At 66.1% G+C, this 17169-nt stretch carries 17 protein-coding genes; 11 read left to right on the forward strand and 6 right to left on the reverse strand.

Features of this window, described 5'->3' with window-relative positions:
• Positions 1 to 87: 87 nt before the first annotated feature.
• Positions 88 to 1449: a C40 family peptidase gene (locus NMI01S_RS27650; RefSeq protein ID WP_063001642.1), complete on the forward strand. Its 1362-nt coding sequence runs from the start codon at positions 88 to 90 to the stop codon at positions 1447 to 1449.
• 61 nt (positions 1450 to 1510) lie between these two features.
• Here the strand turns inward: NMI01S_RS27650 and NMI01S_RS27655 are convergent, their stop codons facing one another.
• From NMI01S_RS27655 to NMI01S_RS27665, 3 genes are all read right to left on the reverse strand, one after another.
• Complete coding sequence (locus tag NMI01S_RS27655; protein WP_063001643.1) at positions 1511 to 3166, reverse strand: class I adenylate-forming enzyme family protein; 1656 nt, start codon at positions 3164 to 3166, stop codon at positions 1511 to 1513.
• Between the two features lie 5 nt (positions 3167 to 3171).
• Positions 3172 to 4041 (reverse strand): alpha/beta fold hydrolase, encoded by an 870-nt coding sequence (locus NMI01S_RS27660; RefSeq protein ID WP_063001644.1) that lies wholly within the window; start codon positions 4039 to 4041, stop codon positions 3172 to 3174.
• Positions 4042 to 4134: 93 nt separating this feature from the next.
• The gene (locus tag NMI01S_RS27665; protein WP_157126402.1) at positions 4135 to 5124 is read right to left on the reverse strand and encodes an esterase/lipase family protein; all 990 of its coding nucleotides are present in this window, start codon (positions 5122 to 5124) and stop codon (positions 4135 to 4137) included.
• 221 nt (positions 5125 to 5345) lie between these two features.
• On the opposite strand from NMI01S_RS27665, the gene NMI01S_RS27670 reads away from it, so the two are divergent.
• The 3 genes from NMI01S_RS27670 to NMI01S_RS27680 are packed head-to-tail and all read left to right on the forward strand — an operon-like array spanning position 5346 to position 7406.
• A complete protein-coding gene (locus tag NMI01S_RS27670) occupies positions 5346 to 5861 on the forward strand; it encodes an aromatic-ring-hydroxylating dioxygenase subunit beta (protein WP_245717056.1) in 516 nt (171 codons plus the stop codon).
• Positions 5858 to 6661, forward strand: a complete 804-nt coding sequence (locus tag NMI01S_RS27675) for an SDR family NAD(P)-dependent oxidoreductase (protein WP_063001647.1) — start codon at positions 5858 to 5860, stop codon at positions 6659 to 6661. The genes NMI01S_RS27670 and NMI01S_RS27675 overlap by 4 nt, the downstream gene beginning before the upstream one ends.
• Positions 6662 to 6668: 7 nt before the next feature.
• On the forward strand, positions 6669 to 7406 hold the full coding sequence (locus NMI01S_RS27680) for a dienelactone hydrolase family protein (protein ID WP_063001648.1): 738 nt from the start codon (positions 6669 to 6671) through the stop codon (positions 7404 to 7406).
• 44 nt (positions 7407 to 7450) lie between these two features.
• Here NMI01S_RS27680 and NMI01S_RS27685 read toward each other — a convergent pair whose 3' ends face one another.
• On the reverse strand, positions 7451 to 8767 hold the full coding sequence (locus tag NMI01S_RS27685) for an aromatic ring-hydroxylating oxygenase subunit alpha (RefSeq protein WP_063001727.1): 1317 nt from the start codon (positions 8765 to 8767) through the stop codon (positions 7451 to 7453).
• 224 nt (positions 8768 to 8991) lie between these two features.
• Here NMI01S_RS27685 and NMI01S_RS27690 point away from each other — a divergent pair, with 224 nt between their 5' ends.
• Genes NMI01S_RS27690 through NMI01S_RS27700 form a run of 3 tightly spaced genes read left to right on the forward strand, consistent with a single transcriptional unit; the run spans position 8992 to position 11627 of the window.
• Positions 8992 to 9318: a non-heme iron oxygenase ferredoxin subunit gene (locus NMI01S_RS27690; protein WP_063001649.1), complete on the forward strand. Its 327-nt coding sequence runs from the start codon at positions 8992 to 8994 to the stop codon at positions 9316 to 9318.
• A 22-nt stretch (positions 9319 to 9340) separates the two neighbouring features.
• Entirely contained in the window at positions 9341 to 10558 is a 1218-nt protein-coding gene (locus NMI01S_RS27695; RefSeq protein ID WP_063001650.1) for an NAD(P)/FAD-dependent oxidoreductase, read from the forward strand.
• Positions 10559 to 10562: 4 nt separating this feature from the next.
• On the forward strand, positions 10563 to 11627 hold the full coding sequence (locus NMI01S_RS27700; protein WP_063001651.1) for a DODA-type extradiol aromatic ring-opening family dioxygenase: 1065 nt from the start codon (positions 10563 to 10565) through the stop codon (positions 11625 to 11627).
• A 39-nt stretch (positions 11628 to 11666) separates the two neighbouring features.
• Here NMI01S_RS27700 and NMI01S_RS27705 read toward each other — a convergent pair whose 3' ends face one another.
• Entirely contained in the window at positions 11667 to 12476 is an 810-nt protein-coding gene (locus tag NMI01S_RS27705; protein ID WP_063001652.1) for an IclR family transcriptional regulator, read from the reverse strand.
• A gap of 180 nt (positions 12477 to 12656) precedes the next feature.
• Between NMI01S_RS27705 and NMI01S_RS27710 the strand changes: the two genes are divergently transcribed.
• From NMI01S_RS27710 to NMI01S_RS27720, 3 genes are read left to right on the forward strand one after another with little or no spacing between them, the layout of a single operon-like run.
• A complete protein-coding gene (locus NMI01S_RS27710; RefSeq protein WP_063001653.1) occupies positions 12657 to 13742 on the forward strand; it encodes an amidohydrolase family protein in 1086 nt (361 codons plus the stop codon).
• Positions 13735 to 14919: an FAD-dependent oxidoreductase gene (locus tag NMI01S_RS27715; RefSeq protein WP_063920890.1), complete on the forward strand. Its 1185-nt coding sequence runs from the start codon at positions 13735 to 13737 to the stop codon at positions 14917 to 14919. The genes NMI01S_RS27710 and NMI01S_RS27715 overlap by 8 nt, the downstream gene beginning before the upstream one ends.
• On the forward strand, positions 14919 to 15740 hold the full coding sequence (locus NMI01S_RS27720) for an alpha/beta fold hydrolase (protein WP_063001655.1): 822 nt from the start codon (positions 14919 to 14921) through the stop codon (positions 15738 to 15740). Before NMI01S_RS27715 ends, NMI01S_RS27720 begins: the two co-directional genes overlap by 1 nt.
• Positions 15741 to 15748: 8 nt before the next feature.
• On the opposite strand, the gene NMI01S_RS36075 is transcribed toward NMI01S_RS27720, so the two are convergent.
• Positions 15749 to 16291: an AMP-binding enzyme gene (locus tag NMI01S_RS36075; protein ID WP_245717057.1), complete on the reverse strand. Its 543-nt coding sequence runs from the start codon at positions 16289 to 16291 to the stop codon at positions 15749 to 15751.
• A gap of 378 nt (positions 16292 to 16669) precedes the next feature.
• On the opposite strand from NMI01S_RS36075, the gene NMI01S_RS34405 reads away from it, so the two are divergent.
• Entirely contained in the window at positions 16670 to 16879 is a 210-nt protein-coding gene (locus NMI01S_RS34405; protein ID WP_063001657.1) for a TetR family transcriptional regulator, read from the forward strand.
• The last annotated feature ends 290 nt before the right edge of the window (positions 16880 to 17169 follow it).

Below are 17169 nucleotides of genomic sequence, written 5' to 3' on the forward strand. Positions count from 1 at the left end.
GCACCGCACCACAATCGTCCTCGGGGGGATCAATTGTCGGCATATCGCCGAATTGTTGCGGAAACGAATGTAGAAGGGCGGCTCACGATGTCGGACCCGGCCACCGTGATTTCCACCATTGTGTCAGCAGCGACCGGCGCGGTCGACAACTCGGGACTGCCGGGCCCGGCCGCGTACTCCGCCCATGCGGCAGTCGAATCCACGGGCGTGGCGGCCACGTCGCTGACTGTGCAGCTCGACAACGCGATCGCCCGGCTTCCCGAACCCGCCCAGCAGCCGGTGCGGCAAGCAGTCGACGACACCACCGAGCGGATAGCAAACATGCTGCCGCCTTCGAAACCTTCTGCGGCACAGACCGATATCGGCGTGGGCCCCCAGCCAGAAGCGCAGTCCGGCCCGCGCAGCGGAGGGACAGTGCAACCGGCCCCACAGACCGACATCGATTCGGCCCCTCGATATTCGACCGCCCCGAAGATTTTCGCGATCGTCCCGGTAGACCCGGCCGCGGCAGTCCCCTCACCCGTCACCGGCGACATCGCCGTCTTCGTCCCGTGGTTTCGGAAGGCCGGCACCCTATGTTCCGGTATTCAGGCACCGACCCTGGCAGCGTTGTACGCGGCCGAGAACGGATTCCGTTACGGTCCGAGCGCTCCGATCTCCCCCGCCGGCGCGATGGGTCCCGGCCAGTTCATGCCCGCCACGTGGGCGAAATACGGCCGGGACGTGCACGGTGACGGGGTACCCGACATCTTCGACGTCGGAGATTCGGTGATGGCCTCGGGCCATCTGCTCTGCGACACCTACCAGCAGATCGAGGGATGGAAGCACGCAGGCGTCGTCTCCGGCGACACCCTCGCGCTCACTCTCGCCGCATACAACGCGGGTGCCGGAGCCGTTCTGCGGTCCGGCGGCATGCCCAGCGGCAGTCCCGACTACGAAGCCGAAACAAAACTCTACGTTGCGCGAATCCTGTCTGCTCGCATGCAATTCGAGTGGTTGTCGGCGAACGACTACAACTTGCCTGCCGCTGATCATCGACCTCTGGAAGACCTCGGTCGTCGAATCATCGCGCAGGCATTGAAATATTTGGGACTGCCCTATGTTTGGGGCGGAGGCGACAGCAGCGGCCCGTCCTCGGGAGGTTTCGATTGCTCAGGACTGACCTCCTTCGCTGTTCACGCCGCGACCAGCGGCGCGATGACATTGCCGCGAACCTCTCAGAACCAGTGGCACGTCGGCACCGAAGTTCCGTTGTCACAGGCAGTTCCCGGCGATCTGCTCTTCGGAAACTTCGAAGCGGACGGGGACAATCCCGGGCATGTCGCCATCTACCTCGGCAACGGCCGAATGGTTCACGCACCGACAACCGGCGATGTCGTCCGAATCAGCCCGCTTATGACGGGCATGCGCGCCCGCCACATCGGCACCGAGCACTCGGCGCCCAACTGAAAGCTGATTTCGCGCCGGGGCTTTCCCGATGGTTGCCCCCGGCGCGCAAATTGAGCGCGAATTATGGCCTGCTCTGGACAAGTCCGCGCAGTCGGTACTTCATAATCTTCCCGCCGACCGTCTCCGGCATACAGTCCACTACCACAATCTGTTTCGGAGCCTCGTGGCCGGCGAGCCGGGCCCTCGCGAAGGCCAGCATTGCTTTCACATCGGCGCTGCGGCCGGGGCGAAGCGTGACGACTGCGGTCACGCGTTCGCCCCAGGTGTCGTCGGGTATACCGATCACAGCGACGCGCTCGATGTCCGGGTGCGTGGCGAGCACGCCCTCGACCCGAACGCTCGATACGTTCTCACCGCCGGACTTCACGATGTCCTTGAACCGGTCCACCATGATCTGCATGCCGTCGTCGTCATAAGCGCAGCTGTCACCGGAGTGAAACCAGCCGCCTTCGAACGCCGCTCTGGTCGCCTCCTCATCGCGGTAGTACCCCTGGGTGACAGCGGGACTCCGGTAGACGGCCTCACCAGCCACACCGGACGCGAAACCTAGACTCGCGCCGGCATCGTCGACGATATCGGCGGCGAGCAGCGTATTCGGCACTCCCACATGGTTGATTCCCTGCAGGCTCTGCTCGAACTTGTCGGGATGCCAATCGGGCCAGAAGCGATAGCACGACATCGCCTCGGTCTGTCCGAACACCTCGAGCATTCGCGCCTGCTCACCGCAGATCCGAGTCAGTTGCTCGGCCATCTCCGGCCGCATCGCACCCCAGGAGAACAGCACCACCGTCAGGCTGCTCAGGTCCACATCGCTACGGCTGGAACCCACGTCGAGCAGTTTCTGCACCCACGCGGGCGATCCGGCCCATACCGCGGTGACGCGCTGCGCGGTGACCGCCTGCGCCAGCGCGACCGGATCGGGCCGGCGTCCGAGCACCATGCTCCCGCCCGCCAACATCGCGGGCAGCACGGTCGCATTGTGGCCGCAGTGGTACAGGATCGGCAGGAAGGTACATACGACCAAGTCGTTTTCGTATCGAAGCCCGCGAGTCAGCGACATCGCATACGCGAATGCCGTTGTGTAGGAATAAGTGTGCGACGTCATCGGCGCCTTCGGCATCGCCGTGGTTCCGGAAGTGAAGACCAGGCTCCAGATGTCGTCGCTGTGCAGTCTCAGATCAACCTCGTCGGTCGGCTGATCGGCGATCCATTCGGCGAATGCGCGACTGCCCGGCGGCACCGGACCACCGATCGGGATGGTGACGCCCGCGCGCACGCCCGCCCGATCGAATACCTCCGAGACCCGCTCGGCGAACTCCGCGTCTACCACGGCAAACGCTACCCCGACATGGTCAAGGGCCCAGGCCAGCACATCGGGAGCCAGGTTGGGATTCACCGGCACCGCAACCAACCCGGCCTTGGCGATCCCGAACAGCGTCAACACCGCTTCGATCGAATTCTCACAGTACAGCAGCACCCGGTCGCCACTGCTCAAGCCCTCCGCACGCAACGCGTGCGCGATGCGATTGGCCGTAGCGTCGGCCTCGCGGTAGCTCATCCGCGCGAATTCCGGTGTCGCATAGGCGCCCGGGCAACCGACCAACGCGGTCTTCTCCGGCGAGCTCCAGGTCAGCCGTTCCAGGATGTCGCCGACAACCATTCGGTTCCATCTCTGATCCGCTCGGCGGCCGTGCAACGTGGTGACATCGAAATCCATTGCGCTCACGCCAGCTTCCGATCGATCCATGTCAGCAGATCGGCGAAGACCTCGTCGCGGTTGATCTCGTTGAAGATCTCGTGGCGAGCACCGTGCCACACCTTCAGTGTGATGTCGGTAAAACCGGCATGCTCGTATCGCTGCACCAAGGCGTCCACCAACGCGAGTTCGCCGTTCACCGGATCTTTGTCGCCCACAGCGATATACAGCGGCAGATCCGAGCGGATCGAGGCGACGCGTTCCGCGGCGGCGACCGCCACCGCCCCGCCGACCATGCCCTTCATTCCCGCGATATCGAGCCCGAACCCGCACAGCGGATCGGCGAGATAGGCGTCCACCTGCGCCTCGTCGCGGCTGATCCAGTCGAATTCCGTTCGCGGCGAGGGAATTCCCGCGTTGAATATCGACAGGTCGACCGGTGCGTCGAGATCCAGCGGGAGCAGGTCCAGCGCGGCGGTGCCCGACAGCGCCACCGCATCGACCTCGGCGCTGTGCTCGGGCAGGAATTGCTGGGTGGCGAACGAGCCGAGGCTGTGCGCGATGAGCACCAACTTCAGTCCCGGATTCGCGTCACGGGCGTTGCGCCCCATCCGGCCGACGTCGGCCACCAGCTCGGTCCAGCCGTCGGCGCCGATGACTCCGGGTTCCTGGCCGTCGAGCAGCGTCGCGCCGTGGCCGCGATGATCGTGCGCGTAGACGACGAAGCCGCGGGCGGCCAGCACCTCGGCCAACGGCGTGTAGCGCAACGCGTGCTCGCCCACGCCGTGCACGATCTGGGCGATCGCCCGAGGGGTCCCCTGCGGGTCCCAGCGATAGGCGGCGACGGTCAGCCCGCCGCTGCTGGGAAAATCGACACGGGTGGGCTGCTGAGACATGTGCACTCCTCTCGAGCCGAGCACTCGGCTCGGTATTCCTGGCAGCCGCGCACGCGACCGGGATGAAAACGTCTGGCCGACAACCGATATCGGTCAGCGGTCGTAGTGCGCCGCATACGCCGGCAGCGGTTTCTCGGCGGGAACCCAATTCCTGGTATCGAGCAGTCCGAACATCAAGGCCGACACCGTATTGGTGAACTTCGTGTAGCCCGCCGGGTCGAATCCGGGCAGTGTCGCCTGCGCGCACACCCCACGGTCCACCCGACTCGGGTCGGCGGGGCCGGGATGGCCGAGCGCGTCCAGGACCAGGGCGTAGGCCACCGGATCGAAGACCAGCATGCCGTGATCGGCCAGATGGCCGGGGCACACCTGCTGAACCATGATCGTCGGTCCACCGCGCATCGAGCCGGCCTGCGGCTGCGGCAACACAAGTTCGTCCTGCATGGTCTGGATGGAGGTGAACGCAGGTCCGTCGGGCACGGGAGCATTGGCGAAGGCCCACGTCACATGCGAGCGAGTGCCCATTTGCCAGGCGATCGGCGCACACGCGCCGCCCGCGCACAGACTGTCTGCCACCGCACTGCCACCCAGCGGCCCGGCGATCGGGATCACGTCGGAGGTAACGGCGGCGACCTCCGGCCAGAATTTCGCGATCCACGCCGCCATCGCACCGCCCTGGCTGTGCCCCACGATGCCGATCGGCCGGCCGGAGACCCGATGAGCCTGCAGCGCCGCATAGGCCGCGTACTCGGCCGAGATCGCGAAATCGCCCAGCGCCCGATCCGGTAGCGCGACTGTGCACCACCCGTAACCCGCTGCGGGAAGCGCCTTTTCATAATTCCAGGACCAGATCTCGTCGGGCCTGCCACCGGTGCCGGGAATCAGCAGCACAGTCGGCCGCCCGGACTGGGCACCGGAGTCGCACTGGACTGCGGCGGCCAACTCGTCCTGGTCGACAGTGAACTCGTGCGCCGCCACCGCGGGGAACCCGGCCCCCGGTTCGTCGGCCGAACCCGGCGAAGTGGTCACCCAGAGCATTCCGAGCCCCGCGGCCACAGTGGCGATGACACGAGCCACACGCATATTCACTCCACACTCGTCGGTCGGACCGGCGACGACCTTCGATCGAGCTCAGAACGCCTCGCCCGCCGTGACCGCCGTCACATATCTGTCCTACTATATGTATGGTCAGACCGAACAGTCAACGTTTTGCGTGAAGCCGGTTCCGAGGCCCGGAACAACCGATGGCAAACCCGCGCGCCCATCGCCACAGTGGGGAAATATCCGATCTGAGGAGAACCGCCGTGGTTGATATCCCCGCGGCGTCATCGGCTACCGAGTCGATGACGCTCTGCCACCGAGTCGAGCAATTCCTGTATTACGAAGCGGCGCTGCTGGATTCGTGGTGGCTGCCTGAATGGCTCGAGTTGTTCGCCCCCGACGGCCGCTATCTGGTTCCGGCCACCGACAAACCGGACGGTGATCCGAACCGGGACCTGTTCCTGGTGCAGGACGATCGGTTCCTGCTCGAACAGCGGGTCAATTCGCTCATGCGGCGCGCCGCGCATGCCGAGTACCCGCATTCGCGCACCCGACGCACGATTTCGAATGTGCGGGTGACCGGCCGCGACGGGGACGAGCTGAGCATCGCGGCCAATTTCACGGTCCACCGGGTGCGGTCCAGCGCGCTCGATACCTATGTCGGCCATTACGAGCACGTGGTCGAACCGGCCGGCGACGGATTCCTGTTCCGGATCCGCCGCTGCGTGCTCGACCTCGACACACTGCGGCCCCATGGGAAAGTGAGCATCATCCTGTGAATCGCTTGCAGGGAAAGGTGGCCATCGTCACCGGGACCAGCCCGAACATCGGCGGGACACTGGCGCTCGGCCTCGCCGCGCAGGGGGCTCGGGTGCTGTGCACCGACCTCACGGCCGAGGTCGCCGAAGGCTGTGCGGTCGAGATCGTCGCGGCGGGCGGCGACGCCGCGGCCATCGCCGGTGATGTGACCGATCCGGACCACGCCGACGCGGCGGTGGCCGCTGCCGTCGAACGCTGGGGAAAGGTCGACATCCTGGTCGGCAACGCCGTGTTCTTCCACCAGCAGGGCTTGCTGACGATGGGGTATGCGGATTTCCGCCGTCAACTCGACGTCATCCTGGGCGGCTCGTTTCTGTTCACCAGGGCCGTCGCGAAATCGATGATCGAGACGAAAACCGCGGGCAGCATCATCCTCGTGTTGTCGACCGCCGCGTGGCAGGGCCAGCCCGGCAATATCGGCTACTCCACCGGGAAGAGCGGACTGATCAACTTCACCCGTTCGACGGCCATGGAACTCGCGCCGCACGGGATTCGGGTCAACGGCTTCACCCCGACCGCGACCGCGCCGAACCATCCCGCCGCGCGCGAACAACTCGACGAATTGCTCAGCGCCCCAGGCGAATACCGGATGGACTTGACCGGCCAGCTGCCGCTGTCGAGACTGCCCACCCCGGATGATTACGTCGGCGCCGTGGTCTACCTCGCCTCCGACGAGAGCTCGATGGTCACCGGTACGAATATCACCGTGGACGGCGGCGCGACGGCGAAGTATTGGCCGTGGACACCGCACCCGATCTGAGGACCCCATGAACGAGCCGGTGTTGATTCAGCCCGCCACGTCGCCCCTGTTCGGAGCCACGAAACCGATGCCCGCACTGGAGATTTCACTCGATGGCACGCCGCGCGGCCTGGTCGTGCTGATCTGCGAGCGAGGTACGTTGAACCGCGACGGCCCCGGACTGATGAACCGGCTCGCCGAACACGGGTACGAATCGCTCGCGGTCGAAGCCGGGAGCGTCGATGCTTCGGACCTGGATGTGCTGATGGCCCGAGCCGACGACCGTAACTGGATCGACGAGCAGATCGGGCTGGTCGGTGTGGGTCACGGCGGTTCGGCGGTGTTCGAGGCCGCGGCGCAGCGCGAACTCGCCGCGGCGATCAGTATCAGCCCCGCTGCCGACGGGCCGGGTCTGCTCGACTTCGACGACGTGGTGCGTACGCCGTGGCTCGGCTTGTTCGGGGACGCCGATCCGAGCGTGAGCGCCGATGATCGTCGGGCACTGGCGTCACGACTCGACTCGCGGTCGCAGATCTACACCGAGGTCGTCTCCTATCCGGGCGTGGGACGGGACTTCTATCGGTGCGGTGACGATGGACCCGGCTACGCGGCGTACTACGACAGCTGGCAGCGCACGGTCGAATGGCTCGACGCCCGGGTGGCCCCGCGACCGACAGCTCGCGCCCGCCGCTGGCAACGGCGCCGACTGGAAAACGGATCGAGTAGGACCACACGTAGGGTCTTGCGCCCGAGAGTGAATCGGTAGTGATAAGAGGCGGCCGGAGGAAATTCCTTCGGCCGCCTCTCGTTTCACAACGCCGATGCGGCGTCTTCCGGGGTACGCCTGGACGCCCGGAATGCCTCGCCGAGCGGATCCTGCTCCTCCGGGGGCAACACCTCGCCGGTAATCAGCTCGTTCCACCGGCGCCACCACGCCCGCATCTGCAATTCGTCGGTACTGGAATTGACCCGCTTGTTCATCCCGCGCGAGATGTCGGAAAATCCGAGTTCCTTACGGGCGCCGTATCCGACCTGACAGGTTTCGAGCGCTTCGACGTCGTCCGGCGAGGCCAGCCCGCCCGGCCCCCAGAAGGTCAGGAAGTTGTCCAGACGCTGCTTGCGCAGCTCGTCACCTTCCTCCGGCGGCGCCAATTCCCAGGCGGTGACCTCCATGTAGTCCGGGCTGATCGGATCGATCTTGCGGACCAGCACACCCATCACCAGATCGATCACGACCAGGTTCGGGAAAATGACCATATTGCGGTTGCCGCGCATTCGGTCCACCCAGCCGTCCCCATACAGTTCCCTCAACCGGTCGAATCGAGCGGCACGCTCCGCGGCGCCCGCATCCGAGAGCGGCCGCCCGAAAAGCCCCTCGGTGGTGGGCGCACCAGCCATGACGGCATGACCGTTGCCCAGGTCGACCCCCCGGGATTCGCCGAGGGCGTTCGGATCGAGCTCACCACGGGCAGCGAGCACCATCTCGAAGTAGCGCTGATGTGTCGAGACCGCGTGGTAGCCGTCGATGCTGTTCTCCACCAGCAACTTCCAGTTCGCCTTCACCGAATACTCGTGGGTTCCCGCCAGCACCCGCATCCCCTGTTCGGATTGATCGCAGACCAGGTCGAGGTATTCAGCCGCGGCGCCGAGATAGGTTCGCAGGTCGATGATGCCGGGATCGAAGCTGACGAAGACGAAGCCGCGGTGGGAATCGACTTTGGGGGGTGCGGCGAGATCGGGCCGCTGGAAATCCTCGCCGTAGGAATCGTCACCGGGCATCGAGACCATATTTCCGGCCGTGCTGAAGCTCCAGCCGTGATAGAAGCAGGTGAGGAAGCGGGCATTGCCCCGCCGCTCGCGGCACAGCATCGCACCGCGGTGCGGGCACGAATTGATCCAGACCCGGATTTCCCCCTTGTTGTCGCGGGCGAAGATCAGCGGACGTCCCGCGACCGTCCGCGTCGTGAAGTCGTTCTTCTTGCTCAGTTCCGACTCGTGGCCCACATACAGCCAGCTGCGTTCGAATATGCGGTCCCGCTCCTTGGCGAAGACTTCGGGATCGACCATCACCCGCCGATCGACGCGGAACCTGGGCATCTCCCGGTCATCGATCACGTACTCAGACACCACAGAACTCCTTCGGTCTCCCGGACACGGATATCGAAGAACCGTGCACCCATCGAGGCGGAAACGCACGAGCCGGTTCCGATCGACGGAACCGAAGCGACGCCGGAAGGGCGAGGTTTCCAGCGAGTGAAACCGCCCCTGGGCACATTCCCGACGACGCCCCAGACTTCGGTCGACGATCAGGTCGCAGCCCGGCGGCCGAAAGACATGTCTGTGAGGCGCATATGGAAAGCACCCGGACGACCGAACGGCGATTCGTCTGCACGGTGGACCACCTGGACAGGGGCGAATCGATGACCGTCGCGGGCGATGTCCCGATCGCCCTGTTCCGCAACGACGACGGCGACTTCTACGCCACCGCCGACACCTGCACTCATGAGGCCTGGTCCCTCGGCGAGGACAGCGATCTCGAGGGTAACGAGGTGGTCTGCCCACTTCATATGGCCCGCTTCGACATTCGGGACGGCCGGCCGCTGTGCTTCCCCGCCACCGTCGCCCTGGCGACCTTCGAGGTGGAGGTCGCGGACGGAAACGTCTACATCCTGTCCTGAACTCGAGCACGACGAGGAAAACATGCGAATCGTGGTAGTCGGCGCATCGGTCGCCGGAGTACGAACCGTGCAAGCATTGCGCGCCCGTGGGTATCGCGGCGCGATCACGGTCATCGGCGAGGAACGACATCTTCCCTACGACAAACCGCCGCTCTCGAAGGAGATGCTCGATGGATCCGCGGATGTCGTGCCGCCACCGCTGCTGACACCGGCCGATATCGACACTCTCGATGTCGAACTGCGGCTGGGCGTGCGCGCGACCGGCCTGGACCCCGTGCGCCGGACGGTGGCGACCGCAGCGGGCGCGGAGATCGGTTACGACACCTTGATCATCGCCACCGGCGTGCGGCCGCGGAGTCTGCCCGGCGCCGAATCACGTGACAATGTCCATACCCTGCGGACCGCCGACGACGCGGTCGCCCTGCGCCGGGAATTGGTGCCCGGCAGGCGGGGCGTGATCATCGGTGCCGGTTTCATCGGCGCCGAGGTCGCCTCCGCGGCGCGAGCCCACGGGGTGGAGGTAACCCTTGTGGAAGCGCAGTCGACACCGCACGCACAGCAATTCGGGCCCGACATCGGGCGCGCCATGGCCCAGCTCCACGCGTCCCACGGCGTCGATCTCCGGTTCGGAACCGGGTTCGCCGAATTCATCGGCTCACCTCGGGTGCAGGCGGTGCGGCTCACCGATGGGACCGAACTCGCGGCCGACTTCGTCGTGGTGGGCATCGGTGCGCGGCCGGCCACCGACTGGCTCACGACGTCCGGACTGCCGGTCGAGGACGGGATCTGCTGCGACGAATCCCTCTGTGTGCCAGGCTTTCCCGACATCTACGCGGTCGGTGATATCGCTCGCCGCCAGCACCCCTTCTATGGCGAGGCGCTGCGCATCGAGCACTGGACCAACGCCAACGACCACGCCTCGATCGTGGCCGCGGCGATCCTCGGCGAACCGCTGCCTCGCGCCACCCTGCCCTACGTCTGGTCCGACCAGTATGGCAACCGCATCCAGATCATCGGGCGTCCCGCCCTGGGCACTGCCCGGATCCTGCGCGGCGACCTGATATCCGGCGATCTGGTCGCCGGATACGCCGATACCGACGGCGTCCTTGTCGGGGCGCTTGTCGTGGACAACCCCCGGCTGCTGGGCGGGTTCCGCCGGGCGATCACCGGCAGACAACACAGCGATGAGTACGAGCAGACCGCCGCGACCGCGTCCCGGCGGACGAAACAACCGAGGTGAGGTAGTGGCAGAAGTAATAGGTGTGGGCCTGACCCACTATCCGCTGCTGGCGGGCACGGACGAGCATATGGCCGATCTGCTCAAAAGTGCCCTGAAAGATCCGGACATCCCGCCGGAGGTGAAAGATCGCGCGTCCTGGTCCGAACTCGCGCGCCGGGAATGGGGCGAGGACGGAGGCACCGCGGCCGCCGCCGGCCATCGACGCCATCTGCTCGCCGACCTCGAACGGTGTCGGGCCGCGATCGATGATTTCGATCCGGACGTCCTCATCGTCTGGGGCGACGACCAGTACGAGAACTTCCGCGAAGAAGTGATTCCCTCCTTCTGTGTGCTCGCCTATCCGGATACGGTGGTGCATCCCTTCGGGGTTCTCGACATGCTGCGCGTGCCCAATGTCTGGGGGCTGCCGTCCGACACGTCTTTCGTCATGCGCGGCGCGCCGGAATTCGCCAAGGCCGCGGCGAGCGCGGTACTCAGCAGCGGTGTCGACGTCGCCTATTCGTATCAGCCGCGGACCGGCATCCACTTTCCGCACGCATTCGGCAACACGCAGCTGTTTCTCGACTACGACAAGGTCGGCGTGCAATTCCCCTATCCGATCGTGCCGATGGCGGTGAATTGCTACGGCGAACATGTCATCGCCCGCAAGGGCGGGATCGCGCGCTTCGCCGATATCAACGTCGGAGAGAACCTCGACCCGCCAGGGCCGACACCGGCTCGCTGCTTCGAATTCGGCCGCGCCGTCGGGCGTTTCGCGCGGCAGAGCGACCAGCGGATCGCACTGGTCGCCTCATCGAGTTGGTCGCATGCGTTCCTGCACGACAAGGGCTGGCATCTGCGCCCGGATACGGAGTCCGACCAGGAGCTCTATCGGGGCATGTGCGCAGGCGATTACGACCTCTGGAACGCGCGCACCAGCAGGCAGATCATCGAATCGGGCCAGCACGAGATGCTCAACTGGTACTGCCTGCTCGGCGCCGTCTGCGAACTGGATATGCGGCTGGACTGGTCGGATCTGGTCGTCACCGAGATCTTCAACTCCAACAAGGCCTTCGCCGTCTTCCGCTGAAGCGGGCCTGCTGGTTCCCGCGGTGGGATCGCGTTCGACTCAGATCTCCCGGGGGAACCAGCGCTCCCGCCCGTGCCCCAGCCCCGCGTCGACATCGCTGCCGATCTGCGCGGCGGTCGCGCGTATCGCACCCGCCAGGCTGGTCGGTGGCGCGAACTCGGCGGGATAGCCGACCGAAATCGCGCCCACGGCGAACCCGTTCATACAGATCGGCGCGGCCAGACACGCCAAACCCAGCTGTGCTTCCTCACGCTCCCGGGCCACACCGTCGGCACGCACCTGCCGCAGTTCCTGGATCAGCACGTCGACCCCAGTGATCGACTTCGGTGTCAACGCCGGCAGTGGGCGCGGCAGAAAGTCGCGCAGATCGTCGAGATTTTCATGCGCCAGCAGCGCTTTCCCCAGCGCGCTGCAATGCGCCGGCAGCCGCGCGCCGACCGAGGTGATCGACGTCGGCGACTCCGAGACCGACAGCTTTTCCAGATAGACCACGTCGTACTGCCGCAGCACCGCCATGTGCACGGTGTGCCCGCACCAGCGATGCAGCTTCGTCAGATACGGCATGGCCCGATCGCGCATATAGCCGGCCGGCGTGGACGCGCACAGCTGCAACATGTCCAAGCCGATCTTGTACCCGCCGCGATGGTGTTCCACGACGCCCAGTTCGACGAGTCGCGCCAGCAAGCGATGAACCGTCGACTTCGGCAACCCGGAGGCGCGGGCCAGTTCGCTCAGCGTCATGACCCGGACGTACGGGTTGAATGCGCGCAGCAGGTCGAACGCCTTCGACAGAATCGAGGGCGGATCGCCCGCACCGGATTCGCGCGGTGGTGTATCGGCAGACGTCATTGTGTACCTCGAGCCTCGGGTGAGGCGATTCGATTTCCTGTGTACTCCCTATCGTGACTGCCGTCACCCCCGGCCGATCGGCCGGTTCCGGGGGCCGGAACCGGCCATACCCGCCGAGCGCGCATCCCATTAGTTTCCGAACCGCCAGGACAGCCTCCCGCCCCAGGATTCGGATATGACGTGGACCTGACCACCAAGCACACGACTTCGACCGCCGGCGTGGATACCCACGCCCATTATTTCGGTCTCGACATGACCGAACGCCTGCCCGGTCTGTGCGATCCGCGCTGGCCGACGCTGCACCGGAACGGCCCCGGCGGTGGCTCGATCATGCTGGGAGACAAGCTGTTTCGAAAGGTTCGCTCGGTGTTGTGGGATATCGACGAACGCATCTGTGAACTGGACGCCGCGAAGATCGGGGTGCAGCTCATCTCGCCGGTACCGGTGATGCTGGCCTACTGGGCCGACGAAACCGTCGGTGCAGCCTGCGCGCGGGCCACGAACGACTCGATCGCCGCCGCCGTCGCCCGATCCGGAGGGCGGCTCGCCGGGCTGGGCACCGTGCCGCTACCGCATACGGCCGCGGCCGTCGAGGAACTCGAGCGTGTGATTGTCGATCTCGGCCTGACCGGCGTCGAGATCGGCACCCGGATCGCCGGCCAAGACCTGGACTCCCCCGGCCTCGTGCCCTTCTTCGAGGCCGCCGAGTCGCTGGGTGCCGCCGTATTCGTGCATCCGACCGACGGCGGTGGTGGGGTGATCCACCGTGGCGGGCAACCATACGACTTCGGGCTCGGAATGCTCACCGATACGGCCGTCGCCGCGACGGCCCTGATATTCGGTGGTGTACTCGAACGCTTCCCGAACCTGCGGGTGGCGCTGGCGCACGGATGCGGAACATTTCCGTGGGCATATCCCCGCCTTCGTCTGGGTGCGAAGATCTGGCTCGACGCGGATGAGGGCCGGGTTCAGGAGCTGGTCCGCTCGCTCTGGGTCGATTCGCTGGTCTTCGATTCCGCGCACCTGAGCCTGCTGGTCGAGCGGTTCGGGTCCGATCACGTCATGCTCGGTACCGACTACCCGTTCATTCCCGGCCAGCTCGAGGGGGCAGCCGACTTCCTGCGCTCCGCGCAGACCATGGCAGCGATCGAGGCGCCGACCGTGCACGCCATCCACGCCGCGAACGGTTCCGCATTCCTGCGGGCGCCGACCGAAATCACCACTTGCACAACGGTATTCGACGCCTGTGGGTGTCCGGATGAATGACGTGCAGGTGGTGGTTGCAGGAGCGGATCTCTCCGGATCGACCACCGCGTTGGGATTGGCGCGCGCGGGCGTCGACGTGCTGGTCGCCGACACCGGGTGCGACGACATCGCGGCAGCCCACTGCGCCCACGACTGGTCGGTCCTGCCGGGCCTCGACCGGCTCGGAGTCCTCGACGATGCCCTGCGAACGGGATTCACATCCGCACGCTGGTGCCTGCGGGTGTTGCGCACCGGCGAGCGGCTCGACTTCGACCTCGGCGCCTTGGCGCCCGTCACACCTTTTCCGTTCACCCTGCACATAGAGCAGGCCGCGCTGTGCCGGATTCTGGCATGGCATCTGGCCGACCAGCCCAGCGCCAGGGTGCTGCGCGATGTCCGGCTGTCGGAAATCATTCAGCACGGCGACGGTGTAGAGCTGGCCTTCGATGATGCGACGGGCGCGCACCGGTTGCGCGCCGACTGGGTGGTGGGATCCGACGGCACGCGCAGCGCGGTCCGCCGCGGACTGGGGCTGGGATTTCCCGGATACACCTGGCCGGAGCGCTGCGTCACGGCACTGGTCGAGGCGGACTTCGCAAGGCAGGGATATGCCGCCACCACTGTCCAGGTGGACGCCCGCTACGGCGCGGTCGTGCAGCGCGCCGACGACAACTGCTGGCGCTATACCTTCGCCGAACCATCGACGCTGCCGGAAGCCGGTGTCGCCGACCGGCTTTCGGATGCCCTCTGCAACATCCTGGGCGATGCCCCCGCCCGCATCTTCGAAAACCGTTGCGCGCGCATGCATCAGCGCACCGCGCCGACCTACCGGCGCGGTCGCGTTCTGCTCGCAGGCGAGGCCGCCCACGTCACCAACCGCATGACCGGTCACAGCCCGACCACCGCATTCTTCGACGCCTTCCACCTGATCGACGCACTGAGCGCGGTGATCACCGGACAGGCCGGGGACATCGTTCTCGACGAGTACGCGCGCGACCGCAAGCGCGTCTTCGACGACCACGCCGCACCCATGAGCGCCGCGCGCCAGCACCTCATCTCACAGGTCAGCGACCGCCGGGAGCTGGAGACAGAACTGGCGTACTACCGCGACGCGGCCGCCCACCCCGACGACCTCCGGGATCTGATGCTGCTCAGTGGCCTCGAGGGCCGTTCACCGATGAAGGAGACAACGAACTGATGACCGCGACAACGACACTCGAAACCGGCCAATTCATCGACGTCGACGGAGTATCGACGCACTATCACGACGCCGGCGACGGGAAAACCGTTCTGCTGCTGCATGGTTCGGGCCCGGGGGTGTCCGCGTGGGCGAATTGGCACCACGCCCTGCCAGCCCTGGCCCGCTCGTCGCGAGCCGTCGCGCTCGATCTGGTCGGCTTCGGCCTGACCGAACGCCCCGCGGATTTGCGCTACTCGCTGCGAACCTGGACCGACCACGCGTGGAAATTCCTGGACGCGCTCGGCATCGAGAAGACCTCGGTGGTCGGGAATTCGCTCGGCGGCCGCATCGCGATGCAGATGGCCGAGGACGACCAGAGCCGCCTGGACCGCCTCGTCCTGATGGGCTCACCGGGCGTCGGCATGACGATGACCGAAGGGCTCGAGGCACTGCGCGGCTACGAACCGTCACATCAGGCGATGCGGGACCTGCTGCGCGACTACTTCGCGGTCGACAAGTCGATGATCACCGACGAGCTCGTCCGGATCCGATACGAAGCCAGCGCCGCCCCAGGCGCACACGAGGCCTACCGCACGATGTTCTTCCACCCCGACCACGCCGGAAGTCAACTCGGTATCACCGCGGAGCAGGTTCGCGCCATCACCGTTCCCACCCTGCTGATCCACGGCCGCGAGGATCGCGTCGTCCCCGTCGATGTCTCGTGGAACATGGTGCACCTACTGCCCGACGCCGATCTGCACATGTTCTCCCGATGCGGTCACTGGACTCAGATCGAACGCGCCGACGAGTTCAACCGCCTCGTGGCCGATTTCGTCTGAGGCGGCCGTCAGTCTGTGACCGGCGTCAACGACGACGCCGGGACCAGGCGCTGCGAGGCGATATCGTCCTGGACACGGAACTTCTGAATCTTGCCCGAGGGCGTCATCGGAAGTTCGGTGGTGAAGTACCACAGCGCCGGCGTCTTGTGCGCGGCGATTCGTTCGCGGCACCAGAGCTTCAAATCCGCCACGTCCGGCGGATTGTCCGGATCCTCGGCGCGCAGCACCGCCCCGATCTGCTCACCCCACTTCTCGTCGGGCACACCGACGATGACCGCTTCGACCAGCGACGAGGCGGTGAACGCGCCCATCGACATCCCCGTCACGTACATCCGCCGCACGTCCGTGCACATCGTGGACTGCACGTGGGCCAGCAGCGCCGACAGATAGTCGACATCGGCACTGTTCTGTGCGAAATTCCAACGCGGCAAACCGGGTTCGTCCAGCTGCGGGGTGATCGTGATAAACCCGTGGTCGGCGCCGAAGGGACCGAACCCACTGGTGTCGTGCGCGATCGTGGCCGGATCGATATACCCGTGCAGGTCGATCACCACCGGCAGGGGCCGGCCGGACTCGGGCGGGACGTCCTGGATGAAGCTCCCCGATCTCCCGGCTGCGGCGAACTGCTGGGTCGAGCGCCCCGGTCCGGAGACCGAAGCGCCGCAACCGGCCGAGGCGACAGGGGTCTGGTCCGCGTGTGCGACACCCCCGGCAGTCGTGACCGCCGCAGCGGCAGCGACAACGGCTACCCCGTGGGCAGCCCGACTCAGCCACCGCCGCCCGTAGTATCGGCCGGCCGCGGTCCGGTAGCGGCCACACCTGCACGAGAACTGCATTCTCATTCATGAGATACATACCGGCGGACCCGACTTAACCACACGACCCAACCGGTCGGATTCTATTCTTGCCACAACACCACTGATCCGCGGGTGCAGCGCACCCGCGCGGCGCTGCTGGATGCCGCGGTGCGATTGGTATCCGAGCGAGGCACCACCTCGGTGACGGTCACCGAACTCGCCGACGCCGCCGGAGTGAGCCGGCAGGTGGTCTATCTACAGTTCGGCGACCGCGATTCGGCCCTCCCGGCCGCGGCGATGGACATGGCCGAGCGCGAGGTGTTTCCCTGTTTCCAGACCTGAGCGAGTAGACCCTACGGGTACGGACACTGGCCGCCGCCCAGCATCTGGCCGCTCGTCACCGCTTCTACCGAGCGCTGGTCACCGGATCCTGCGCGTTCACGCTGAGAACTGCCGCGATTCGCCCCTCCGAGACGCTGCACCGCCACGCCACCGAGTCGGTGCTGGAAGGCATTCGACCGCATAACCCAGCGGTCATCAGCACATTCTTCCTCGGCGGCGTCATGGCGGTGATCGATCAAATGGCTGACCGCCGGAACCGACGAACCTGACGCACTCGAGTTGACCGACCG

The organism is Nocardia mikamii NBRC 108933 (assembly GCF_001613505.1).
In the GTDB taxonomy this organism is placed as follows: Bacteria; Actinomycetota; Actinomycetes; order Mycobacteriales; family Mycobacteriaceae; genus Nocardia; species Nocardia mikamii.